This is a genomic window from Pleurocapsa sp. FMAR1 (genome assembly GCF_963665995.1).
Lineage (GTDB): Bacteria > Cyanobacteriota > Cyanobacteriia > Cyanobacteriales > Xenococcaceae > Waterburya.
On the sequence record NZ_OY762512.1, the window covers coordinates 1,483,989 to 1,506,554 of the forward strand.

Here is a 22,566-nt window from a genome sequence, read left to right on the forward strand (position 1 = left end):
CTAGACAGAGTCTGAATCGAGTAACCGAGAATATTCTTTGGCAATCAGCCAATAACATTCGCAGGCATTAGCCTCTAGCTTCTCTTTAGAGTCAATCTTTATCAAGCCACGTTTATAGTGAATTATTCCTGCTTCTTGAAATTTGCTGGCTACTTCGGTAACTCCAGTACGGCGCACCCCTAACATCTGCGAGATAAATTCTTGAGTTAGCTGATATTCATCTTTTTGGATACTGTCTCGTACCGATAGCAACCAACGTGCAAATCGCTGTTCGAGATTGTGATAGCGATTACAGGCAGCAGTTTGACCAAGCTGAATTATTCGAGCTTGAACATAGCGCATTAGCAGTATTTTAAAAGCTCCTTGGCGATTCAACTCTTTTTGTAGTTGTTGGGCTTTAATTCGATAACCATTGCCACCCACCTGAACGATCGCGGTAGAATTTGTATAGCTGGTATCTAAGATGATGGGCAATCCCACCATGCCCTCATTACCAATAACTCCAATTTCTGTAGTAGAACCATTTTCCATAATCGCGACGCTAGAAATAATCGCGTGAGAGGGAAAGTAAGCATATTCATAATGTTCTCCAGCATGAAAAAGAACTTTATGCTGAGGAAGCTCTACAAATTCTAAATCAGGATAAAGGCGTTGATAATCTTCTTGAGGCAAAGCAGCTAAAAGCCGATTAACTGGTTTTTCTTCTATATTTTGTGAACGCACTTGGAATATATTTATTTATTCAAATTTAAATACAATCTGGCTGAAAATCTTGTACTAATAACCTCTAGTTATTGATACAAGATTTTAAGATAAATTGCCTTATGTTAAGAATACTAATAATTATAAATTTTGTATGTCCGTTGTCCGACATAAACTAAGAGCTAGGAATCACCGATTGCGAAGCTAGCCGTAGGCATCCTTTAGACTTTTCAGATGTCATCAGCGGTAAACCGTTAATAGTTATCGATCTAATTGACTGATATTATGCACTTATCGATCTGAGAGATGGGGGGACTGGGAGAAAGCTCGATAGCCAGAGAATAAATTCTCTGTCTCATAGGGAAAGTCTGTTTAAACAGACTTAAGTTTTAAGCCAAGAAATTTATTTCTTGGTCAATCAGGATAAAAATGAAATAGCCGCGTCACTAACCACAGCAATTAGATTAAATGCGTGTACCTCAAGAATCAAACAGAAGACCAATCTTTGACAACTTGATAGCACTCACAAGCAATTGTTTCTAATGCTTGGCGATCTAAAATTTCAATTTTTCCTCGGCGGTAGTCAATAATTCCCTGTCGCTGAAATTCCTTGGCGATTTCGGTAACTCCAGTACGTCTGACTCCCAACATCCTGGCGAGTAATTGCTGAGTCATGAATAGTGTTGTTTGGTCACTGCGGTCGTCAAGCATCAACAACCAGCGAGCAATTCGCTGCTGGACGGTATGGTGATTATTACAAGCAGAACATTGACTTACCTGATTGAACAGTTTTAAGGCATAGCGCAGCATTAGTTTTTGTAGCATTTCACCGCGATCGTATTCTGCTTGCAGTGCGTCTACCTCAACTCCCATTGCCCATCCTGGAGATTGGACGATAGATTGACTATTAGATGTTCCTTTGCCTAAAAATCGTAATGTTCCCACCATTCCTTCTCGACCAATTAAGCCAATTTCTGTGGTAGAACTACCGTCTAACACCGAAACTAAAGATACAACTCCTTGGGTGGGGAAATAGAATAATTCACCTTGCTGATTAGATTGAAACAAAATCTTATTTAAAGGAAGTTGAACTGGTTCTAAATAAGCGCTAAAACGCTGATATTCTCTTTCTGGTAATGCTGATAGTATGAGATTATTTTGAAAATTATTCAATATAGAGGAAACTTATTTTCCTACTGAATTCGAACGCATTGTGGGCATTGCACTCTATTAAGTTGCAATGAATGAAGAAATATATGGGAACTTTGATGATGAGATTAAATGCAGCTAGATATATGTAGATGCTCACCTAGCAAACGTCCGACACTAGGGCATTCCGTTTAGGAAAGCCAGGCGAATTTGGGAACGCACATCAAGATAGCGATCGCAGGCATTAATCACTTGGTTCTTTAAGGTCAGAATGTCAAAAGGCTTGGTAATTACTTGTATATCTTCAGTAATTTGCAGCTTAATTATTTTTTCCATACTGACCATAGCGGTTACAAAAATGATCGGAATAGAACGGGTAATCGGATTAGACTTGAGTAAATAATAAACTTCTAAACCATCTAAGCCAGGCATGACCATATCAAGTAAGATAATGCTTGGTTGTTGCGATCGCGCTTTAGTCAAACCTGTTTCTCCATTGGAGGCCGTCAAAATTTTCCAATTGGTATCGTATTCTAAAACGAATTTTACTAACCTGCTAAAATCACTGTCGTCATCAATAACTAAAACAGTTATGGAAATCATGATTTTCGGACACTTCTAATAAATATAGTCAAGTTGAAAATCAATTGATTCAATTGATTTTCAACTTGACTATAAGCCTGACATGATTTTAACAGAGTGTCTGACCTTTAGCGGACTTAATAATAGCTTCTTGATGATTCTGCTTTACCTGCTGATTCTTAAACCGAACTCAGGTTGAATTAAATAGCCGAACATACATATTGTAAGGGTTTTTGGCGAAAAACCCTTACTGTTTAATTATTTTACAAATACTTGAGCTTCATATTCAGGTAAATCGAGCGTAATCTGATTATCGCCAGCTTCAATATCATAATTACTAGTCCATTCATGCCAAGTACCATCGGCAGGGAAGTTGGGAATCGTATAATCAGCTAAAAAGTTGTCAGAGAAGTTAACCACAACTACTATTTGTGAACCTTCACCATTCCAGCGAGTATATGCCATTACCTTCGATTCTGCATCTTCGTAGAAGAAATCAATGTTTTCTGTATATAGTGCATGGTTTTCTTTACGCAGATGAATCAAGCCTTTATAGTGATCGAAAAGATGTTGGTTTTTGTCTCCTGCCATCAGCGTCCAATCGATTTTACTGGATTCTTGGTTTAATGGCTGATAGTCACCAAACTCTTCACCCATCCAAATCATGGGAATACCTACAGCACTCATTAATAAAGCTGCACCTAGTTTGACTCGCTTAAAGGCAGCCTCGTCTACAATACCTCGATTGCCCAACTCGACCATTAATCTTGTCTGGTCATGATTACTAAGATAGTTAACTAAGTTGGTTGCACCCATAAAGCCTTTTCGTTTGCAGTCAAGCACGTCTTTTAATTCTTCTGGGTCATAGCGATCGCCACAGAGATGAGCAACTACGTTAGCATAGAAGCTATAGTGCCAACAGCTATCCATTGGTCCATCAATATTAGTAATTTCTGCTTTTTCAGGAATATGTTCGGCAACATTAAAAAATGGCTTCATCCCGCCATGTTCCTTGGTGCGATCGACAATCCAGTGCATAAAATCATAGTTAGCGATTTGCTTGGCTGCATCATAGCGAATGCCGTCAATATGATATTCATCAATCCAAAAATTTACATTTTCACCAATGAATTTCCAGGCTGGTTTAATATCTAGATTTTCATCGTACATTTCGTAATTAAATTCTGGTCCCCAGCTATTGTCAGGATCGGTAGGATCGTGATGAAACCAGTAGTCGTGGTTTATTTGCGTCAAAGGACAGTCGGTATTGGCATGATTATAAATTCCATCCAAGAATACCCGAATTCCTTTGCCATGACACTCATCAATTAAGTGCTTTAGTTCGTCGGTAGTGCCGTAATTCGATTCAGCTGCAAAAAAATGTTGGGGACTATAACCCCAACTATATGTGCCTGGATTTTCTTTGACGGGCATCAATTCAATGGCATTAATACCCAAATCTACTAAATAGTCTAGCTTTTCAATTACGTGCTGGTATTTTCCTCTGGCTTTGGGATCATCTTCTCCACCTGAAAAGTCGCCGACGTGGAGTTCATAGATGATCAGTTGATTATCTGCGGGTAAAGATTTATCGTCATGCTGCCAGACATAAGTATCGACAATTTTTGCACCCTCTTTAATAGTTACCGTCCCGTTTTGGCTTTCTGGAGCGATATCTACCGCATAAGGATCGATTATTTCTACCCATTCATCTGTTTCTAAAAACCAGCTAAGAGAGCGAACACGAAACTTATATTCGTATTTTCCATCTTCTAGTTCCACTTTAGTTTTAAAATAACCATCGTCACCTTTTTCCATCGCTACAGGTTGCCAGTCAGAAAAACAACCAACAACGGCAGCTTCTTTATTATGTGGAGCAAATAACTTGAACTCTATTGAATTAGTCATAGTAATAAATGTAGTGTCCCAAAGTAATTATAAGTATCGCAACTATAGATGCAAGTATAAAAAAATTAACAATTGCCAACATCTATCAAGAGAATGAGTCGCTTTGCTATTATTCAAAATTATGACGTTGCTGAATGTGTAATGCTAAGTCATTATTTTGCTTATCAGCTAAAAACATACAACTTCTAAAAGCGCAGCGCGTACGCGCAGTTCGCCCTTGGCGGGCTTCGCTGCATCCGCAGCGTGCATCTGATAGCTACGAACAGTATTGTATTGTGAGTCAAAGTTTAAATTACCAACGCCTTTTTAAACTTTGAACTTTTTGTCAATTGTGCCTTGAGAAAATGCGGTGCTTGTAGAAATCGGATACCATGTTCAAGAAACCTTAAGCTGCTGCTAACTTCTGCCATCTCGTGAATGTTCAAGTTTACTAATAATCGCTGGAATCAATTTTGGTCAGAAATTGCTTTGCCCAATCGCAATAAAGACTGTTCCAATTGCTGGTCGGGATTACCAATTGCTTATCGTGGTGCGGTAATTATTGCAATTCCGCTCATTTCTATCATACCAGCGATCGCAGGCTGGATTTGGTCATATCATGCCAAAAATGAAGCTTATGTCTTGATCGATCATACCGAAGAAGTAATTAGAAACAGTGATGTTTTGATGTTGGCATTGGTAGATGCCGAAACAGGAGTTCGTGGCTATACCATTACTCAACAAGCTGAGTTTTTAGAGCCATACAACCAAGCCAGACCAGAAATTTCTGTGCAGTTGCAAGAGCTTAAAAAATCAACTCAAGACAACCCAGAACAACAGCAGCAATTACAAAAGATTGAGGAGCAAGTACAAAGTCAGTTAAACTTGTTTACCCAAGTCTTAGATACAGTCAGACCAGTACCAGAAGTAACAAATTCGTCACGGTTGATTAAGCTTTTGACTCAAGGTAAAGCAGAAATGGATGCAATCCGCAACTCGGTAAGTATCTTTAAAAATAGAGAGTGGCGATCGCGCGATCTTCGTCAACAGCGTTTGGATAGAATTGCCAGAATTACCAACGTTTTGATAGGCATAACTATATTCAGTGGTTTAGTAGGTTATTGGCTGGCAATTAGATTTTATTATCAATCTGAAAGTAAGTTGGCACAAAAAGCCAAAGAATTAACTGAGGCAAACCAGACTTTAGCTACAACTAATAGACTTGTCGAAGAACGTAACCAAGAATTGGATCAGTTTACCTATATAGTTTCTCACGATCTCAAAGCACCATTACGAGCAATTTCTAATTTGTCTGAATGGATTGAGGAAGATATAGAAGACAAGTTAGATGAGGATACTAGCCAGAATATGGCTTTATTGCGTAACCGTGTCCAGCGCATGAATGATTTTATTGACGGATTATTAGAATATTCCCGTGCAGGAAGAGTCAAAAGAGAAACAAGCACAGTTGATGTCCGACAACTTTTGCATGAGATTATTGATTCAATCGCTCCTTCACCCAAATTCACGATCAATATTGATGCTCAGATGCCAGTTTTGCAAACGGAAGCTTTACCTTTGCAACAGGTGTTTAGTAATCTCATTAGTAATAGTATCAAACATCATCATCGCGATGATGGCACAATTACTATTTCTGCCGAAGAAAGTCAGGAATTTTATCAGTTTTCAGTAGCAGATGATGGGATGGGGATCGCTCTAGAACATCAAGAGAAAATCTTTACCATCTTTCACACTGTCGCCTTAAAAGATACCAAGGAAAACACTGGGATTGGCTTATCTATAGTCAAAAAAACTGTCGAAAATCAAGGAGGCAAAATTTGGCTAGAATCGGAGCTAAATAAGGGAAGTATTTTTTACTTTACTTGGCATAAAAGCAGTTAAAAGAGTATTTTGTCCGATAAGATGTCTTTTTTTTGTTATTTTATTGACACTAGATTGTCATATTAGGTCGGCATTATAAATAATATTAAACAAATTTAAAGCAATATAGTTGCAACAGCAATATTTACTTTGATAACCATGAAAAAAATAGTTTAGAAAGCCAAAAGCAAACAGGAACTAAAAAGTCCATCAAAATCTAGACTCTATCTAAACTCCAACTTTTACTACCAAAAAAATCATGAATAATATAACCAATCCCACAGTAATCGTCGGTGGTGGCTTTGTTGGACTGTTTACCGCCTTACATCTGAGCCATCGTCACTATAGCGAGCCTATCATCCTAATCGATTCTCAAGACAGGTTTGTCTTTAAACCGTTACTTTATGAGCATCTGACGGGAGAGATGCAGAATGAACAGGTTTTGCCCCGCTATGAAAAATTGTTAGAGGGTAGTAAGGTTACTTTCATACAGGATAAGGTAACTAAGATTGACTTAAAGCAGCGTCGGCTAGAATTAGCTTCTGGATTACATTACGATTACCGCCATCTCGTTTTGGGGGTAGGTAGCACCCAAGGATATCTTGGTACTGAAGGAGCAGAAGAAAATGCCTTTGCTTTCCGCACACAAGAAGATACTATCGCCTTAGAAAAGCACCTGAGAGAGTGTCTTCAGCAAGCTAGTCAAGCAGAATCTGCTCAACGGGAGGCTTTGCTAACTATAGCAATAGTAGGAGCAGGCCCTTCTGGAGTGGAAATAGCTGCCACTCTCGCCGATCTCTTGCCTCAATGGTATGAGAAATTGGGTGGTGATTTTAGCAACATTCGGATTGTGTTGGTTAATCACGGTCAAGAAATCCTCAAAGGAGATGTTAATTCTCATTTGCGAGATACTGCCCTCAAGGCACTTAAAGACAAGGCTATACCTGTTGAACTAGTATTAGGAGCAAAAGTCACTAAAGTAGGGCGCGATCGCCTTGAATATCAGCTAGAAAACGAAGAAGCAACTAAAACTATCTCAACACAAACAGTAGTTTGGACGGCAGGTACGGCAAATAATCCTTTGCTCAAGACCTTATCTATTGCGGATAAAAATCGCGATCGACATGGCTTACCTATGGTGACAGATACTTTGCAGCTACCAAATTATCCTGAAGTATTTGCAGCAGGAGACTGTGCTGTAGTTCTAGATCGCTCCTATCCTCCCGTAGCTCAAATCGCCTATCAAGAGGGAAAGACTATTGCCAAGAATTTAATGGCGCTGTCGCAAAATAAAGAACTGCATCCCGTCAATGCCAGTATGCGAGGCACTTTAATGAAGTTAGGTATCCGTAATGGAGTCGCTAATATTTTTGATAAAGTGAAGGTTAAAGGTCGAGCAGGAGACTCGATTCGTAGTCTTACCTATTTAGAAATGCTGCCTACTCCCATACATAACTTTAATGCCACGACAGAATGGCTGAGTGATGAGATTTTTCATGATCATCATCATTATCATCAGCCCACAAAACTAGGTCAGCCAAAGTCAAACAAACGTTTTGCTGGTTTGGCAAGCATTGCCGCTGGTGCGATCGCGGCAGTGGCATTAGTTGGTGGGACGGCAGCAGTGTGGCATATTGCCCATTCTGGGAATCAACCGCAAGCAACCCAAAAACAGCTTACAAAATAATCAATTATGCTTAAGGGGTTTATTGTACACAAGCTTACGCAAACCCCTCGATCGCACTTTTAAACTACTGATTTTTCGTTATACTGCCTAACATCAGTTAATAAAATACTTTAATGGCAAAAGGCGATCTCGTGTACGCACATCGAAACTTGTGGCAGCTAGACGGACTATATAAACATTACGGTATTGACTGCGGTGACGGCACAGTAATTCATTACCGTAAGCCAAGTGAAACAATTGAAAGTACTGATTTAGCAACTTTTAGCCAAGGAAACCCTATCTACGTTGCTGAATATAGTGAGGGCTTTGGCTACATCCCAGATGCGGTAGTCGAAAGAGCCGAAAGCCGATTAGGAGAACAAGAATATAATTTACTGTTTAACAACTGTGAACATTTTGCAAGCTGGTGTAAAACAGGCGTTAGCGACAGCCGACAGGTAAGAAACTTTTTGCCCTTTGTGAGTACGCTAGATACTTCAAAACTATATGAACCAATTAAAAACGCCTTGAAAGGTAAAGATAGCAAAACTGCACAACAGCTACTAACTGAATCTCTGATAGATATCAAATCAGTTTGGAATCAGATCCAGCCTGAATATCAAAAAGCGATCGCCGAAATACAAGTCTGGGAGAAAGTAGCTAAAAAGGCTTTAAAAAGCAATAGAGAAGATTTAGCTCGTGCTGCGATCGCCAAAAAGCTTGATTATCAAAAAAAAGCTACCAAATTAGAAATTGAATTAAGTGAACTTGCTGAAATGACCGAAAATATTGTCCGTAATCAACAAGAATTTAGTTAATTGTTTAACCTGAGCGTTTTTACTCTGTCAAACGCCCAGGTTTTGTCAGACTCCGAAAACTATTAAACTGCATATTAGCTATGCGTTGGCTTTTGCATACACAGGATAGCGGAAAACAGCCAAGGCATCTGTATCGGCTGGCATATCTTTTTGAATATAAACATTGCCACCCTGAAGGAAAGTTTGAACTACAGCAAAATTGATCAAATCAATACTGTCTTCGGCTGATTCTGTCTGGAATATTACCTTATTTGCCTGTGGTTGAAATTGACCCCACTTTTGAGCATCGGCAGCGATAAACAGAGTTTCTACCTGTCCATTAGCAGCACTAGGAATTATTTGTTCTAGCTGAGAACTAGCTTCATTCGTATCAGCTAGCTGATGATATTTATCCATTGCTTGTTGGCGTTGGGCAGCAAAATGGGGTTCAATAATCTCCCAAGCTGAACGATGCAGATCTTCTGTAGCAACATTTTCAGGATTACCAGTAATTCCTGCTTCTAATAAATTATTGTATGAATTTGCTTCATGATAGATGGGTAAAAGGTAATCCACTCCAGCTAAGATTAAGGGAGTGTTTTCTGATTGTAAAGCTGCTTTTAGACTATTATCTACCTGATCGAAGAAACGTTTTATTTCATCTTTATTATCTGTAGTGCCAACTCCTTGACCATGATAAATAGGGCTATTTCCTGAATTAGCACTATGAGACTGAGTTTGTTTTTCGGGATCATCATATTTCAAAGCTTCAGCTAAACTAGCTGGGGCTGATTCAGGTAATTGTATTTGATTGATGCTGTAGTGGCTACCCAAGAAAAACTTCACCTGATTTTGGGATAGTGATAGTAAATAAAATTTACTATCGTTAGAAATTACGGGTAACAAAGGCTTAAGATAAAAGCGATCGCTTACCTCAACTTCTGATTGGAAACTGTAGGGAAGACGATAATACTGTACACGCTCGGCATCGACAAAAAACGCTAATCCACAATCTTGATGTTGCCAAAAATCATAATCATCTACATAGCCTTCAGCAGATTTTAAAGATTTTGCTAACTCTTCTGACTTGTTCAACTGCTCTATTTTTTGTTCAGCTTCGCGAATTAGATTTTTGAAGCGGATCGGATTTTTTCTAGTTTCTGTTCCCGCCTTTTCAGCAGGCATATAAATAGATATACAGGTTGAACCAGTTGTTTGAGCAAGCTTTTGAAAATCAGAGCGAGATAATTCAGTCATAAATATTTTTTAAAATCGTTGGTAACGTCTATTTACATAACAACAAAAAAACAAAGCGATCGCATCCTTCTTTCGATAGTAAATTATCAAAAAATAAGGACGTTGAAATCAACGCCCTCAATATTTAAATATTAGATTAATAGATGTATGATGCTGTATTATCTAAGCAGCTTCCCACATATCTTTAATTTTTCCTGGTAAAAACTCACCAACTTGGCTAATTTTATCTTCAGATAATTCTTCTTTAGTAGCTGAGAAAACTGCATCAATCACTTTTTCGGCACTTGTTCCGCGAGGCACTCCACCTTCTTTTTCAATACGAAATATAAAAGTATCTGCATCAAATTTTAAAGGCGGACGAATATCACTTAACCAGGCGACTATAGGATTATCATCGTGCCAAAGCTTGGCTATTTCCTCTTGTAATCTTTTGTTACTAGCATTTTCCTCTGCTTCTGAGTGTAATTCTGCTTCTACTGCTTTAGATGCTTCGGTAGTCATTAAATCGCGCATGGTGCGATAAACGATAGTAGTTAAGTCTCTAGCATCAAAAATATCTTCTAATTCACCTCTGAGCATAACCTTCTCTAGAAAAGGCGTGTCTTTAGTAGCAATAGGTGTAGAGGGTCCTTTTTCCATATCATTTGGAGGATTTTTCTCCATCCGCTCCAGCATTTTTTCCCCTTTTGCGGTAAGTTGTGCTTTTTTAAACTTAATTAAATGGGGCAAAGGACCATCGGGTGCGCCAAAAGTGTTGGCAACGCGGAAATCTACTTCTTCCTCATCTACTAAATCAGGTACATCTTCTTGGTTGGCGTAGGCATTACCCGAAAACTCAGCATCAATGTATTGCTTTTGCTCTAAATAATCAAGATGACCTAAAAAATCTGATATGGTCAAATTGCGTCCCGTAAAGTCTGTAGCTTGAAAATCTACAGAGTGTTTTCCACTGCCATCTCCTTGATGAATTTTATTAAGGAGGATGTACATTACATCATCTCTTAGTGCTATAGGCATATAATTATTATTCTCTATTATTTTTTTACAAGGAAGATCTTAATAAAAATATATCAATTATCGCATCTGCTTTAGGGATAATATTGAGATCTAACTTTAGATAGAGATGTGAGCAGGTAAAATCTGGGTTGGATTGTCCCTATTGTCTACAACTTTTGACCTGTAGGCTGGTTGAAAAAAGAAATGAGCTTATTTTCGTATACTTTCTAACAGCATGACCAAAGATTATAAACTACCCTACGTTTAAGCAGGCTAATATAAAGTGATTTGTAATTTAGCTAAAGGATTCACCAGTTTGATAGCAGTTTTTTCAAAACTATTCTTATTTGACAAGAATAGGATAAAAATTATTATTTTGGCTCTGGTTTCAAAAATCTAGTTATTTTTCTATTAAGCAGTTCAACTCACGCCTCACGTTTAGGATTGACTTAATTATTGTTCGTTTTAAAATAAACCCCTTTAAATAAACCCTAAAAAAAATATGTTACTTGAAACTTTTGCCAAACGTTTGAAAAGCGTTGCTAACTCTCTAGTTAACAATAAATTTATTCAACCTTATTGGGTGGAAATCATTACGCAGCAACCTTCTTGTACCTACTATTTCGGGCCTTTTGATTCTCGTGCAGAAGCAAAGGAAATTCAGTCTGGTTATATTGAAGATCTGATGGCGGAAAAAGCGATTGGGATCAGTGTGGCTATTAAACGCTGTTTACCCACTAGGCTAACAATTACGGACGAGGAATACTTTGCTGAATAATATTTAAAACCATCTTTTCTTCTGGACTAAGCTGGTTGGGTTTTGATTCTATATTTGCCGTCTGGCTCATCAAGTCTAGCAAAGATCCATCTTCATAAGCCTCAAGAATAGCTGGATGAATGTAATATTTACGACAGGTTGCAGGACGGTTACCAAGCTGTTTTGCAACATTTTTTATTGCTTGAGTAATGTTTTTACGTGCTTTGTTTTCTGAGTCAAATTCACCTATTTCATCAAGCTCAATAGCAGCTAGTAATGTACCTGCCCAGGTACGAAAGTCTTTTGCCGTAAATTCCTGCCCCGTTATGGTTTGAAGATACTCGTTTACGTCTGCTGAATCAACAAGTTGCTTATCGCCAGATTCGTCGTAATATTTAAATACTTCATATCCTGGTATTTCTTGGCATTGCTTGATCACGTTTGCCAATCGGCGATCGCGTAGCTCGATTTCGTGATCCACACCGCTTTTGCCGCGAAATTCAAACTTTACCTTGGTGCCTGTAATATCTATATGGCGATCGCGCAGGGTAGTTAAGCCAAAAGAGCGATTATTCTTAGCATACTGGCTGTTTCCCACCCTAATTAGAGTAGTTTCTAGTAGCTGTACCACCGTTGCTAAAACCTTTTCCCTAGATAAGCCTTTTTGACGCAGATGCTTGGCTGTAGTTGCTCTAATCTGGGGTAAAGAGGCAGCAAATAACACCATTCGATTAAACTTATGGCGATCGCGAATTTTGCGCCAGTCAGGATGGTAAAAATACTGTTTGCGTTGTTTAGCATCTTTGCCAGTCGCCTGTAAATGTCCATGAGGTAAATGACAAATAACGACATCGGTTAAAGCAGGGGGAATAGTTAAAGACTTGAGACGTTCTAATTCTGCTTCATCGGTGATGCGATCGCCAAGGCGATCGTGATAGCTAAAACCCCGACCAACTTTTTTTCTCTCAATTCGTAAACTATCAGCCCGAATATATCTCAAGCCAGCAAGTTTAGCCGTCTTTTCTGGCTCAATGTCCAAAACCTTAACGATGTCGCTATTAGCTATTTTATTTACTGCTAACACCATTTGATATCACCTTCTTATTTCTATCCCTTATTGCTTTTTAGCGGATCGTGTCCCCAATTCATCAGCGAATAACGCCAGGGAGTTTTCTCTATATCTCCTGATGGTTTTTGTGCCAAATGACGATGAACATAGCCCACCACTTTTTTCATGTGTTTAAAGTCTTTTTTCTGATAGTCAGACAGATCTTTATTCAAAATTTTGGCAATTTTCTTGCCAGACTTACGCCCTTTGATTTTTCCTTTTTTATCTTTTTGTCCTACAGAATTGCTTTCATCCGTTTTTAGCCATTGCTTAATTTTGGAAGCATTCATGTTGACTGTTGATTGAAAGTCTTCTAATACTTCTTGCTGTTTAGGCTTGAGCTTTTTAGCGTCTTTAACAGAAGACAAAGCTCTAGTTTTGTGTACGCTGGTTTTGCCTGTATTTTCGTTTTCAACTAAATAGCGGGGTTTATTTTCAGTCGCGCTGATTTTTCTACCATTTAGCGTAGTAGATTCAGTAATTTTTTGAGTTACTTTTCCAGTAGTTTCTCCTCTTCCTACCTTCCACTTCACGCGATCGCCCTGCTTGAATTTAGTTGTCATAGTTTAAAGTTATTTGAAATCTCATCTTTAAGATAATGGCTGATCGATCGGTATTTCAACCTCTTCTAAAAGACTGATTTTTAACCAAAGCTATTAGCTAAACGATTCTAACTCTCTCTTCTGTATCGAATAAAAGGAAAGTTTTAAATAGAAACTATTGACAATTAATCTGTAACCATGCAGTTAAATCTATTTCGGATACCTCCGACTTAGCAACACCTAACATAATCTTTACCACCTCTACTTCGGTTGCTACAAAACTAACCCCGTTAATTTCTAAAAAGACAGCCATCACAATAAATGCAGTCCGCTTGTTTCCATCAACAAAAGGGTGATTAATAGCGATCGCATAGCTCAACGCAGCAGCCAACTCATATAAATTAGCACCTTGATTGTAGTTGGCAATGTTAGTAGGTCTATATAATGCGCTTTCTAAACTCCCTTCATCTATAAATCCAGTCGCCCCACCAAAAAGAGCAAGATGTTGAACGTGGATGGCTTTGGCTTGATCTAGAGTAACAAATCTAACTTGGCTCATTTTGCCAACTCTTTAAGAGCGTTACGATAGCGATTAGAAATTCCTTTAGCAGCTTCCATTACCTCGGCAAATTCTGGGTCATAAGGAGTTATTAGAACCCCTTCGGGAGTTTTTGTAACGTACAAACAGTCTCCTTCGGTAACATTTAACTGATCGAGAAGCTCTTTGGGTATACTCGCACCCAGCGAATTACCTATTCGGCGAATGTTTAATTTCATTATTTACGCTTGTAACTACTTTCGTAACTACAATAGTATCATAATCTACATCGTACTTTAATCATGCAACACCACATTTCATCAATGCGATCGATAATTCCATCTACAGTAAGATGTATTTTTGGTTAAATATCTACAAAATAGAGACGCAGTAAAAAAAGACTTATTTTATCTTAATGAACGACCAAAAACATCAAAAACGTGCTGTAGGGACATTTGCTACCAGCCAAGATGCCGAAGCAGCCTTAATAGAGCTTAGAGATGCAGGTTTTAATATGGATCGAATATCGGCGATCGCTCAAAACCCAGATAAAAAGGAAAAATTAGCCGATGTGGAAGTCAAAGCAACATCCCAAAGAGTCAAGGGAAGTGCGGAAACAGGAGCTTTTATGGGAGCGACAACAGGGGGGATATTAGGCTTAATTGGGAGCTTAGGTATTTTAGCGATACCTGGCGTAGGAGTGGCTACAGAGGTTGCCGTATTGTTGGGTAATGCTCTTTTGGGCAGCGGTATTGGTGCAGCAGGAGGAAGTTTAGTTGGTGCGCTAATTGGCTGGGGAATTCCTGAAGAGCAAGCAGTTTACTACGATCAGCTTTTATCCCAGGGAATTTATCTGGTTTTAGTAGAAGGTACGGAAGCAGAAATAAACGGTGCAGAAGCTATTTTGCTTAATCGTCAAATCAGCAACTGGTATATTTATAATGCTCCTCGCAACAGTGGCGTATTAGGAGTTTGAGAACTGTTTCATGCTTGAATTTATTGTTAATAGTATAAATTCTCTTGGTTACGTAGGAATTGCTTTCTTGATGGCGTTGGAAAACATAATACCGCCTATTCCTTCAGAACTAATTATGCCTTTAGCTGGGTTTGCCGTAACTCAGGGCAAGCTAAACTTAATTAGCGTAATTATAGCAGGGACTATAGGTTCAGTAGCAGGAGCAATTCCCTGGTATTTTCTGGGAAAATATTGGGGCTTAAAACGCACCAAAGCGATCGCTGACAAATATGGCAAATGGTTGAGCGTTTCTGGCGCAGATGTAGAGCAGGCTAAAAACTGGTTTGATAGAAGAGGCTATATTGCAACAGCTATTGGTCGTCTTATACCAGGCATTAGAACTTATATATCTATTCCCGCAGGCATTAGCAAGATGTCTTTACTACCTTTTTTGGCTTATTCAACGGCAGGATCGGTTGTTTGGGTTAGCTTGTTGACTTATGCTGGCTATATTTTGGGGGAAAACTACGAATTGGTAGGAACTTATCTCAAGCCCATAAGCATTTTAGTTGCTATTGCTGTAATTTCTTTAGTGATCTACTGGGTTATAAAAAGAAAAAAACACCACATTTAACTGAAGTTAATCAATTTTCAAAACCCAATCAAAGCGAGAATCGCTACAGCCTAGGTCAATTGATTGGAATGGCTATAAAGTTGCTAACTGTTAGTCTGTTACCTAAGACCGTTTTGATGAAGGATTGCGCCTTCCCTCGGTAACAACTAAGCAGAGGAAGCGATAAAAACTCTGCACCTAGTTAGCTTAACTTCAATTATTACTGTCCAAGAATCTGGCGATCGCTCTCCTTCGATTCTCAGCAATGGGTCACAACGGTACAACCCCCATCCAGTAAAATTTGTTTTTAGTTACATCAATTATATTAAGCGAAATTTAGGCTGGTGGATTCGGTCATAAGTTATACTCTTTCTCTAAACCTTTTACAAAATAAGTAACTTTTGGATTATATCTTTTTAAATACGTAGAAACTCTTAGATTCATTAGGTACAAATTTTTACCCTTTACCTAAACGAAATTAGAGTGTACTTCATCAATACAAAAAGTGCTATCTAAATCTTTTCAAGTCAGCGCAGACACCGCCATCCATAATCAAAATATTAAACTAAGAACAATTGATTAAAATGAGAATTACTAACTACTAACAGTAGCATTTTAGATTTCATTATACTTCTTGCATGAATATATTTTTTCAATACTGGTTTTAAATTCCTGACCTCTGACCTCATTCTCAACTGATATTTCTGACTCGTGCAAGAGGTCTATTTATTAGCTATATTTTGTATCAATGTCTAATAAATTGCTTCTAACTTCTTTTCAAACTTGGCTACCTCACCAAATATCAAATTCTTCTGATGACTTACTAGAAACAATCCAAAAGCGGCGATTTGCTGAGGATTCTTTATTCTTTCTTAGAAAGCTACCTGTTGATATAGAATTAGCTTCTGGGCAAGTTATCGAAAAGATTAAAGCTATCAAGCCTACAGCCATTGTTTGCTGCGGAATGGCAGAATCAAGAGAAAAACTGACGGTAGAGTCTAATGCTGTTTGCAGAGAAAACTGTATTTTTACTATGGTCGATCTCAATAAAATGATTACTTGTTTGGCAGATACTGAGGTAAGTCATAATGCAGGCAAGTTTGTTTGCGAGGGCTTGTATTATGCAATTCTCAAATATACTCAAGCAAATGCTCTGAACATCCCCTGTATTTTTATTCATGTTCCTGTGCTTAACGCTAGAAACATAGATGTTGTTCAAGAAGACCTTACCGCCATTATTAATTTCTTGCTTTGAAGATCTCCTGCATAAATGACGAGGGATTTCTCCACGCACTTCCCTATCAAAGCAAAACTAACAAGTCACGGCTGTTTGTCCATACAAAAATAAAGCCGACATGGACATATTCTTGGCTCGGCGATCGCACTTCAATTAGCAAAAAGCAGTCACAGATTAATCCGCCTCAAGACGACGGAATAATCTGCGACTCTAAAGTAAAAAATTATTCTTTAAATTTAGATTAACCTTCTCTTTGATCTTTTTCAGTCTGAATAAAGAGAATAAGCAAGAAGACAGTAGGAACCAAAACAAATAGGATAGTAGCTACAAATCCCAGGTCATTAACTTCCATATAATAGCAGCCCCTAAATAAGTGATTATAAAAATGATATTCTTATTCTAGAATATCATTACTTAGGCGAATTAGGTGCATCGACCCATGCTTATTTTTTCTTAGAAGGCTTTGGTTTGGTAATAATTTTCACCGGTCCATTAACCATAGTTTGGCAAGCTAATCGGTAATTATCAGGTTTTTTCTTTAGTCTGCGTTTTTCAAAATCCGTTTTAGGAGATAAATTTTCCATTCCTTCGGCAACTTCAACAACACAGGTGGAACATTGACCAGAACCACCGCAGTTTCTTAGTTTTCCTCCAAGGGTATAAATATCAACTCGATTTTGGATCGCTTTTTCGCGCAAATTAGAACCCATTGCTGCGATCACTTCCGTATTTTCCTTTTCAAAGGAAATTGTCGTCATAGAAAATTCCTCTTCTTAAATTCTATTTACTATAATTTTAAGAAATCATAAGAGATCATACATTGATTTCCAAGTTTACTATGTTTTGAAGTGTATACCTAAGCAAATAAGATGCTTCTTTAATTAAACAATAGTCGGACACAGACTATGATGCCAATTCCAGCAATCAACTTGTTGCTGATTAATTTTGGTTTTTATCGCTATGGCTGCAACATAATTAGCTACAGGGAGATAAGAATACATTGACCAATTTGCCGTTGCTTGTTTGTTTCCATGAATGGCTTGTAAGCAGGAACCATTCTGGTCAAGACATATATTTACATCAGCCAATGAGCCTGTTAAACCGATACCAGTCGCTTTTAAATAAGCCTCTTTAGCAGTCCACAACTGAAAAAATGCTTTATGTTGTTCTGTACCATTTAAACTGGCGATCGATTGAGATTCTTGAGCAGAAAAAAAACGCTGGGCAATTTTGGCTACATCTTCCATTGACCGCAGATATTCTAGATCTACTCCAAGAGGATAATCGTAAGTAAAGCCATACAGAGCATATTCGTGAGAATGGGAGATATTGAACTGTAGTGAACTATTGGAAAATGGTATTGCCAAGCTTGGTTTACCGCGATCGCCATAGTTAAAATTTACAGCAACAGGGCTTATTTGCAGATAATTTCCTAATAAATGTCTTAATATGCCTCTGGCTACAGTAAAGCGTCTTTTGTGTCGAGGGAATCGAAATTTGTTTGCTCTTGCTACTTCATCTTTAGATAAAAAACTGGCTAATTGTTCAACTACTGTTGATGATAAATCCAAATTGGCACGCCATAAATGAACGCGATCGCAGTTTAATGGAGGATGATACGGTGGATTTTTCCAGACTGAATTGTTGTTCTGGCTCATTCTTAGGAGATAAAATAGAAATTAATGATTTTGTCTAGGGCATTGCCCTGAAGCATTATCTTAATTTTGTTTACACCTGCGTTTGCGAAGTGAACACAAGACAGAGTTCAATTATCTTCGTTTGCAGTATTGCCAGTGCTTCGGCACCTTGTTTAAGGCTATATTCAAGCTCTAGCAGTAAGGGGGATACTGCTAAAAGTTGCTGGGTACTTACACTGCTAATTTCTTGATTGATAAAATAAAGACGGTTAGGATTATTAATACCCGCAGCAGTTGCAATTACTTTATTATCTTTTTCCCCCGTTGACTGCATCAGCTTAACTATTGTCCAGATGCGAAACTGCCCAACTAAAGTAGCAACTATCTTTAAGGCTGGTTCATTGCGGTTGATTAAATCTGTAACCAGTCCTAAAGAGCGATCGATATCCCCGTCTTTAATGGCTGCTGCTAACTTGAGACTGTTTTGAGTATTGCAGAGAACTAAAGCCGATACGGTGTTTTCATCTAAAACTCGATCGCTATCCCCTTGATAGATTTTTAATTTTTCTAATTCATTCCATAGTTGTCTGGTGTCATTGCCGACGGATTCTGCTAAGGTTGCGATCGCTTTTGGGGTTAATTTAAGCTTTTTTGATTGAGCTACTTGCTTAACTTGAGCAGCAATAAGATCGCTTTTCCAAGGGGGAATTAAACTAAAGTCTTTTACTTGAGCAACTTTTTGAATTAGCTTAGTTGAGCCTAATCTTTTATCCAGTTTTTTATCAGTAGTTAACAGTAAATGAGCGGTGTCGGGAATTACTTCTAAAGTACGTTTTAATTCTGATAAAATCTCTTCAGTCGGTTTTTGATGACAAAGATTGGTATCTGCTAGCCAAACCAAACGTTCTCCCATACCAAATACTGGGGTCATCGCTTGATTTAAACCTTCGATAATTGCTTGGGGACTGTCTGCTGCAATTTTATGGTAGTTAAACTGAAGCCAAGCAGGGTCGAGGACTTGAGCCTGTAGTTTCTTGACTGAATTGGCGATCGCAAAATCATCTTCGCCCCAATATAAATATACAGGCATGATCGTTAAAGCTATGACAAAATGTAACCAAAAAACAATTCTAATCACACTTCTATCTTAATGGTTAGTTCAATTTTTTCCCTAAAACTTATTGGCTGCAAAGCTTCTAGTCAATTATGGGTAGATATCCCTAAACTCAGTGTAACTAGGCAAATGGTAGAATTATTAAAAGTTATTAATATAGCTATCCAACTGGGCAATTAAGACTTAAAAAGCAAATATTAGACAGATAGAAATACGGGTTATTCATAAAAAAATACTATGTTCAAGAAACTGCTAGGCGATCCCAACGCACGTAAACTAAAGAAATTTCAACCGTTGGTGGCAGAAGTCAACCTCATTGAAGAGGATATTAAGGATTTATCTGACGAAGAGTTGAGAGCTAAAACAGCAGAATTTCGCCAGCAAATCAACAAAGCTACTAACGACGAAGAAATTAAAGATATTCTTGATGATATTTTGCCCGAAGCTTTCGCTGTAGTTAGGGAAGCAGCAATTCGCGTTTTGGGAATGCGCCATTATGATGTGCAGATACTTGGAGGCATAGTATTACATAAAGGGCAAATTGCCGAAATGAAAACTGGGGAAGGTAAAACCCTAGTGTGTACTTTGCCTGCATATCTTAATGGTTTGACAGGCAAAGGAGTTCACGTTGTTACGGTCAACGATTACCTAGCCCGCAGAGACGCGGAATGGATGGGGCAGGTTCACCGTTTTCTTGGCTTAAGCGTAGGCTTAATTCAGGCAGGAATGAGTCCAGCAGAAAGAAGAAAAAACTATGCCTGCGATCTTACCTATACCACTAACAGTGAGTTGGGCTTTGATTATCTACGGGATAATATGGCTGTGTCTATGGAAGAAGTTGTCCAGCGTCCTTTCAACTACTGTGTAATTGACGAGGTAGATTCTGTGCTGGTTGATGAAGCCAGAACACCTTTGATCATCTCAGGACAGGTAGAACGCCCAACAGAAAAGTATCTTCAGGCTTCCCAGGTAGCAGCGCAACTAGTCAAGCAAGTAGAAAATTATGACGAAGAGGTCAATGGTGACGAAGGCATTGGTGATTACGAGGTAGACGAAAAAGCCCGTAATATTCTCATGACCGACGAAGGTTTTGCTCATGCAGAAGAAATTATCGGCGTAACGGATTTATACGACCCTGATAACCCTTGGGCGCACTATGTCTCCAATGCTGTTAAAGCTAAAGAACTCTTTACTAAAGACGTTCACTATTTGGTACGCAATGACGAGATTGTAATCGTCGATGAGTTTACTGGACGTGTACTAGCAGGAAGACGCTGGAGTGACGGCCTGCACCAAGCAATTGAAGCCAAAGAAGGTGTACAAATCCAAAAAGAAACACAAACCTTAGCCAGTATTACTTATCAAAACTTTTTCTTGCTTTATCCGACCCTAGCAGGGATGACGGGGACAGCGAAAACCGAGGAAACTGAGTTTGAAAAGGTTTACAATCTTCAGGTAACAATCATTCCTACTAACTTATCTTCAAGAAGAGCCGACCTTTCCGATGTAGTCTTTAAAAAAGAGCTTGGTAAGTGGCAAGCTGTTGCCGAAGACTGCGCTAATATGCACTCTTTAGGTCGTCCTGTTTTAGTCGGTACTACTAGCGTTGAAAAATCAGAAACAATTTCTCAATTGCTACAGCAAAAGGGTATTGAACATAATCTGCTCAATGCCAAACCTGAAAACGTCGAGAGAGAGTCAGAAATCGTGGCTCAAGCTGGTCGTAAAACTGCCGTAACTATCGCGACCAATATGGCTGGTAGAGGAACGGACATTATCTTAGGTGGTAACGCTGACTACATGGCAAGGCTTAAAGTTAGAGAATATTTAATGCCTAAAATAGTTGCCCCTGAAGATGATGATTTTATGGCATCAGTTCCAGGGATAAATATGAGCAAAAATGGTGCTAAGGGTTTTGGTGCTAACGCCAATGGCAAGAAAGCAAAAACCTGGAAAGCATCTCCCCAAATTTTTCCCACAGAACTATCAATAGAAGCGGAAAAGATGCTCAAGGAAACGGTTAAGTTTGCCGTGCAGCAATATGGCGAACAAAGTTTACCTGAGCTTGAAGTAGAAGAAAAAATTGCTGTAGCAGCAGAAAATGCTCCTGTAGATGACCCTGTACTGCAAAAACTGCGGTCAGCTTACCAAGTTATTCGTAAAGAGTACGATAAGTTTACCGATGCAGAGCATAAAGAGGTAATTGCTAACGGTGGGCTACACGTAGTTGGCACAGAACGCCATGATTCTCGTCGGGTAGATAATCAGTTGCGAGGCAGGGCAGGAAGACAGGGTGACCCTGGTTCAACCAGATTTTTCCTTAGTTTAGATGATAACCTGTTGCGGATCTTTGGTGGCGATCGCGTTGAAAAACTGATGAATATGATGCGCGTTGAAGACGATATGCCCATTGAGTCTAAAATGCTGACCAACTCTTTAGAAGGAGCGCAAAAGAAAGTGGAAACTTTCTATTATGATACCCGCAAGCAGGTCTTTGAATATGATGAGGTGATGAATAATCAGCGTCGTGCTATTTATGCCGAACGCCGCCGTGTATTAGAGGGTTTCGACCTCAAAGAACAAGTGATTCAGTATGCAGAGAAAACCATGGGGGAAATTGTCGATGCTTATGTTAACCCCGAATTACCTCCTGAAGAATGGAAACTAGATAAGATGGTGGATAAAGCCAAAGAGTTTATCTATCTGCTCGAAGATGTCGAACCTGCTCATATAGAAGACATGACCGTTAATGAAATGAAAAATTTCTTATGTGAAGAGGTTCGTAAAGCCTATGACATTAAAGAACATCAAATTGACAGTATGCAGCCAGGGTTAATGCGCCAAGCAGAAAGATTTTTTATTCTGCAACAGATTGATACTCTATGGCGGGAACACTTACAGGCGATGGACGCTCTGCGGGAATCTATCGGTTTACGAGGTTATGGACAAAAAGATCCTCTGATTGAATACAAACAAGAGGGCTACGAAATGTTCTTGGAAATGATGATTGATATTCGTCGTAATGTTGTTTATTCTCTCTTCCAATTCCAACCGCAAACTCAGCCTCCTCAGCAAGCAGAAGTACAAGCAGTTTAAGAAAATCCTCACTAGAAATTAAAAAGCCAGCAATATTGCTGGCTTTTTAATT

At 38.7% G+C, this 22,566-nt stretch carries 23 protein-coding genes; 9 read left to right on the forward strand and 14 right to left on the reverse strand.

All coding sequences use genetic code 11. The annotated features are described in order from the left end of the window. The 4 genes from SLP02_RS07210 to SLP02_RS07225 form a co-directional block, all read right to left on the reverse strand. Positions 1–723 (reverse strand): Crp/Fnr family transcriptional regulator, encoded by a 723-nt coding sequence (locus SLP02_RS07210; RefSeq protein ID WP_319419979.1) that lies wholly within the window; start codon positions 721–723, stop codon positions 1–3. Between the two features lie 465 nt (positions 724–1,188). Further along, a complete protein-coding gene (locus SLP02_RS07215) occupies positions 1,189–1,875 on the reverse strand; it encodes a Crp/Fnr family transcriptional regulator (protein WP_319419980.1) in 687 nt (228 codons plus the stop codon). Positions 1,876–2,028: 153 nt separating this feature from the next. Next, positions 2,029–2,454, reverse strand: a complete 426-nt coding sequence (locus SLP02_RS07220; protein WP_319419981.1) for a response regulator — start codon at positions 2,452–2,454, stop codon at positions 2,029–2,031. Positions 2,455–2,691: 237 nt separating this feature from the next. After that, positions 2,692–4,341, reverse strand: coding sequence for an alpha-amylase family glycosyl hydrolase (locus SLP02_RS07225; RefSeq protein WP_319419982.1), 1,650 nt, complete (start codon positions 4,339–4,341; stop codon positions 2,692–2,694). A 417-nt stretch (positions 4,342–4,758) separates the two neighbouring features. Here SLP02_RS07225 and SLP02_RS07230 point away from each other — a divergent pair, with 417 nt between their 5' ends. The 3 genes from SLP02_RS07230 (at position 4,759) to SLP02_RS07240 (ending at position 8,685) form a co-directional block, all read left to right on the forward strand. Continuing rightward, the gene (locus tag SLP02_RS07230) at positions 4,759–6,222 is read left to right on the forward strand and encodes a sensor histidine kinase (RefSeq protein ID WP_319419983.1); all 1,464 of its coding nucleotides are present in this window, start codon (positions 4,759–4,761) and stop codon (positions 6,220–6,222) included. 238 nt (positions 6,223–6,460) lie between these two features. Beyond that, complete coding sequence (locus SLP02_RS07235; RefSeq protein ID WP_319419984.1) at positions 6,461–7,888, forward strand: NAD(P)/FAD-dependent oxidoreductase; 1,428 nt, start codon at positions 6,461–6,463, stop codon at positions 7,886–7,888. A gap of 113 nt (positions 7,889–8,001) precedes the next feature. After that, positions 8,002–8,685, forward strand: a complete 684-nt coding sequence (locus SLP02_RS07240; RefSeq protein WP_319419985.1) for a lecithin retinol acyltransferase family protein — start codon at positions 8,002–8,004, stop codon at positions 8,683–8,685. Between the two features lie 78 nt (positions 8,686–8,763). On the opposite strand, the gene SLP02_RS07245 is transcribed toward SLP02_RS07240, so the two are convergent. Both SLP02_RS07245 and SLP02_RS07250 read right to left on the reverse strand, forming a co-directional pair. Next, positions 8,764–9,921, reverse strand: coding sequence for a baeRF7 domain-containing protein (locus SLP02_RS07245; protein WP_319419986.1), 1,158 nt, complete (start codon positions 9,919–9,921; stop codon positions 8,764–8,766). A gap of 162 nt (positions 9,922–10,083) precedes the next feature. Continuing rightward, positions 10,084–10,938 (reverse strand): DUF2267 domain-containing protein, encoded by an 855-nt coding sequence (locus tag SLP02_RS07250; RefSeq protein ID WP_319419987.1) that lies wholly within the window; start codon positions 10,936–10,938, stop codon positions 10,084–10,086. 481 nt (positions 10,939–11,419) lie between these two features. On the opposite strand from SLP02_RS07250, the gene SLP02_RS07255 reads away from it, so the two are divergent. Beyond that, positions 11,420–11,695 (forward strand): DUF1816 domain-containing protein, encoded by a 276-nt coding sequence (locus SLP02_RS07255; protein ID WP_319419988.1) that lies wholly within the window; start codon positions 11,420–11,422, stop codon positions 11,693–11,695. Here the strand turns inward: SLP02_RS07255 and SLP02_RS07260 are convergent. From SLP02_RS07260 to SLP02_RS07275, 4 genes are all read right to left on the reverse strand, one after another. Further along, the gene (locus tag SLP02_RS07260) at positions 11,667–12,761 is read right to left on the reverse strand and encodes a DNA topoisomerase IB (protein ID WP_319419989.1); all 1,095 of its coding nucleotides are present in this window, start codon (positions 12,759–12,761) and stop codon (positions 11,667–11,669) included. The genes SLP02_RS07255 and SLP02_RS07260 overlap by 29 nt on opposite strands. A 20-nt stretch (positions 12,762–12,781) precedes the next feature. Continuing rightward, entirely contained in the window at positions 12,782–13,345 is a 564-nt protein-coding gene (locus SLP02_RS07265) for an HVA1 family protein (protein ID WP_319419990.1), read from the reverse strand. A 154-nt stretch (positions 13,346–13,499) separates the two neighbouring features. Further along, positions 13,500–13,883 carry a type II toxin-antitoxin system death-on-curing family toxin gene (locus SLP02_RS07270; protein WP_319419991.1) on the reverse strand — a complete coding sequence of 128 codons (384 nt, stop codon included), beginning with the start codon at positions 13,881–13,883 and terminating at the stop codon, positions 13,500–13,502. Continuing rightward, complete coding sequence (locus SLP02_RS07275) at positions 13,880–14,101, reverse strand: AbrB/MazE/SpoVT family DNA-binding domain-containing protein (protein ID WP_319419992.1); 222 nt, start codon at positions 14,099–14,101, stop codon at positions 13,880–13,882. Before SLP02_RS07275 ends, SLP02_RS07270 begins: the two co-directional genes overlap by 4 nt. Before the next feature lie 176 nt (positions 14,102–14,277). On the opposite strand from SLP02_RS07275, the gene SLP02_RS07280 reads away from it, so the two are divergent. The 4 genes from SLP02_RS07280 (at position 14,278) to SLP02_RS07295 (ending at position 16,912) form a co-directional block, all read left to right on the forward strand. Beyond that, entirely contained in the window at positions 14,278–14,838 is a 561-nt protein-coding gene (locus tag SLP02_RS07280) for a general stress protein (protein WP_319419993.1), read from the forward strand. Between the two features lie 10 nt (positions 14,839–14,848). After that, positions 14,849–15,451 carry a DedA family protein gene (locus SLP02_RS07285; protein ID WP_319419994.1) on the forward strand — a complete coding sequence of 201 codons (603 nt, stop codon included), beginning with the start codon at positions 14,849–14,851 and terminating at the stop codon, positions 15,449–15,451. A 727-nt stretch (positions 15,452–16,178) separates the two neighbouring features. After that, the gene (locus SLP02_RS07290; RefSeq protein ID WP_319419995.1) at positions 16,179–16,685 is read left to right on the forward strand and encodes a pyroglutamyl-peptidase I family protein; all 507 of its coding nucleotides are present in this window, start codon (positions 16,179–16,181) and stop codon (positions 16,683–16,685) included. Then, positions 16,682–16,912 (forward strand): hypothetical protein, encoded by a 231-nt coding sequence (locus SLP02_RS07295; protein ID WP_319419996.1) that lies wholly within the window; start codon positions 16,682–16,684, stop codon positions 16,910–16,912. Before SLP02_RS07290 ends, SLP02_RS07295 begins: the two co-directional genes overlap by 4 nt. On the opposite strand, the gene psbM is transcribed toward SLP02_RS07295, so the two are convergent. The 4 genes from psbM to holA form a co-directional block, all read right to left on the reverse strand. After that, positions 16,909–17,019: a photosystem II reaction center protein PsbM gene (gene psbM, locus SLP02_RS07300; protein WP_319419997.1), complete on the reverse strand. Its 111-nt coding sequence runs from the start codon at positions 17,017–17,019 to the stop codon at positions 16,909–16,911. The two genes, SLP02_RS07295 and psbM, sit on opposite strands and share 4 nt — an antisense overlap. A 91-nt stretch (positions 17,020–17,110) precedes the next feature. Beyond that, on the reverse strand, positions 17,111–17,425 hold the full coding sequence (locus SLP02_RS07305) for a 2Fe-2S iron-sulfur cluster-binding protein (protein ID WP_319419998.1): 315 nt from the start codon (positions 17,423–17,425) through the stop codon (positions 17,111–17,113). 123 nt (positions 17,426–17,548) lie between these two features. Continuing rightward, on the reverse strand, positions 17,549–18,325 hold the full coding sequence (locus SLP02_RS07310; RefSeq protein WP_319419999.1) for a 4'-phosphopantetheinyl transferase family protein: 777 nt from the start codon (positions 18,323–18,325) through the stop codon (positions 17,549–17,551). A 70-nt stretch (positions 18,326–18,395) separates the two neighbouring features. Next, positions 18,396–19,394, reverse strand: coding sequence for a DNA polymerase III subunit delta (gene holA / locus SLP02_RS07315; RefSeq protein ID WP_319420000.1), 999 nt, complete (start codon positions 19,392–19,394; stop codon positions 18,396–18,398). 261 nt (positions 19,395–19,655) lie between these two features. Here holA and secA point away from each other — a divergent pair, with 261 nt between their 5' ends. Next, the gene (gene secA, locus SLP02_RS07320) at positions 19,656–22,514 is read left to right on the forward strand and encodes a preprotein translocase subunit SecA (RefSeq protein WP_319420001.1); all 2,859 of its coding nucleotides are present in this window, start codon (positions 19,656–19,658) and stop codon (positions 22,512–22,514) included. Positions 22,515–22,566: the final 52 nt, after the last annotated feature.

Excerpts from the sequence above, each read along its gene's own strand:
- SLP02_RS07270 (WP_319419991.1), bottom strand. The coding sequence starts at position 13,883 with ATGAGCCAAGTTAGATTTGTTACTCTAGATCAAGCCAAAGCCATCCAC.
- SLP02_RS07225 (WP_319419982.1), bottom strand. The coding sequence starts at position 4,341 with ATGACTAATTCAATAGAGTTCAAGTTATTTGCTCCACATAATAAAGAA.
- SLP02_RS07235 (WP_319419984.1), top strand. The coding sequence starts at position 6,461 with ATGAATAATATAACCAATCCCACAGTAATCGTCGGTGGTGGCTTTGTT.
- SLP02_RS07255 (WP_319419988.1), top strand. The coding sequence starts at position 11,420 with ATGTTACTTGAAACTTTTGCCAAACGTTTGAAAAGCGTTGCTAACTCT.
- psbM (WP_319419997.1), bottom strand. The coding sequence starts at position 17,019 with ATGGAAGTTAATGACCTGGGATTTGTAGCTACTATCCTATTTGTTTTG.
- SLP02_RS07265 (WP_319419990.1), bottom strand. The coding sequence starts at position 13,345 with ATGACAACTAAATTCAAGCAGGGCGATCGCGTGAAGTGGAAGGTAGGA.
- holA (WP_319420000.1), bottom strand. The coding sequence starts at position 19,394 with ATGCCTGTATATTTATATTGGGGCGAAGATGATTTTGCGATCGCCAAT.
- SLP02_RS07310 (WP_319419999.1), bottom strand. The coding sequence starts at position 18,325 with ATGAGCCAGAACAACAATTCAGTCTGGAAAAATCCACCGTATCATCCT.
- SLP02_RS07240 (WP_319419985.1), top strand. The coding sequence starts at position 8,002 with ATGGCAAAAGGCGATCTCGTGTACGCACATCGAAACTTGTGGCAGCTA.
- SLP02_RS07275 (WP_319419992.1), bottom strand. The coding sequence starts at position 14,101 with ATGAAATTAAACATTCGCCGAATAGGTAATTCGCTGGGTGCGAGTATA.
- SLP02_RS07250 (WP_319419987.1), bottom strand. The coding sequence starts at position 10,938 with ATGCCTATAGCACTAAGAGATGATGTAATGTACATCCTCCTTAATAAA.
- SLP02_RS07305 (WP_319419998.1), bottom strand. The coding sequence starts at position 17,425 with ATGACGACAATTTCCTTTGAAAAGGAAAATACGGAAGTGATCGCAGCA.
- SLP02_RS07220 (WP_319419981.1), bottom strand. The coding sequence starts at position 2,454 with ATGATTTCCATAACTGTTTTAGTTATTGATGACGACAGTGATTTTAGC.
- SLP02_RS07290 (WP_319419995.1), top strand. The coding sequence starts at position 16,179 with ATGTCTAATAAATTGCTTCTAACTTCTTTTCAAACTTGGCTACCTCAC.
- SLP02_RS07285 (WP_319419994.1), top strand. The coding sequence starts at position 14,849 with ATGCTTGAATTTATTGTTAATAGTATAAATTCTCTTGGTTACGTAGGA.
- SLP02_RS07260 (WP_319419989.1), bottom strand. The coding sequence starts at position 12,761 with ATGGTGTTAGCAGTAAATAAAATAGCTAATAGCGACATCGTTAAGGTT.
- SLP02_RS07230 (WP_319419983.1), top strand. The coding sequence starts at position 4,759 with ATGTTCAAGTTTACTAATAATCGCTGGAATCAATTTTGGTCAGAAATT.
- SLP02_RS07280 (WP_319419993.1), top strand. The coding sequence starts at position 14,278 with ATGAACGACCAAAAACATCAAAAACGTGCTGTAGGGACATTTGCTACC.
- SLP02_RS07245 (WP_319419986.1), bottom strand. The coding sequence starts at position 9,921 with ATGACTGAATTATCTCGCTCTGATTTTCAAAAGCTTGCTCAAACAACT.
- secA (WP_319420001.1), top strand. The coding sequence starts at position 19,656 with ATGTTCAAGAAACTGCTAGGCGATCCCAACGCACGTAAACTAAAGAAA.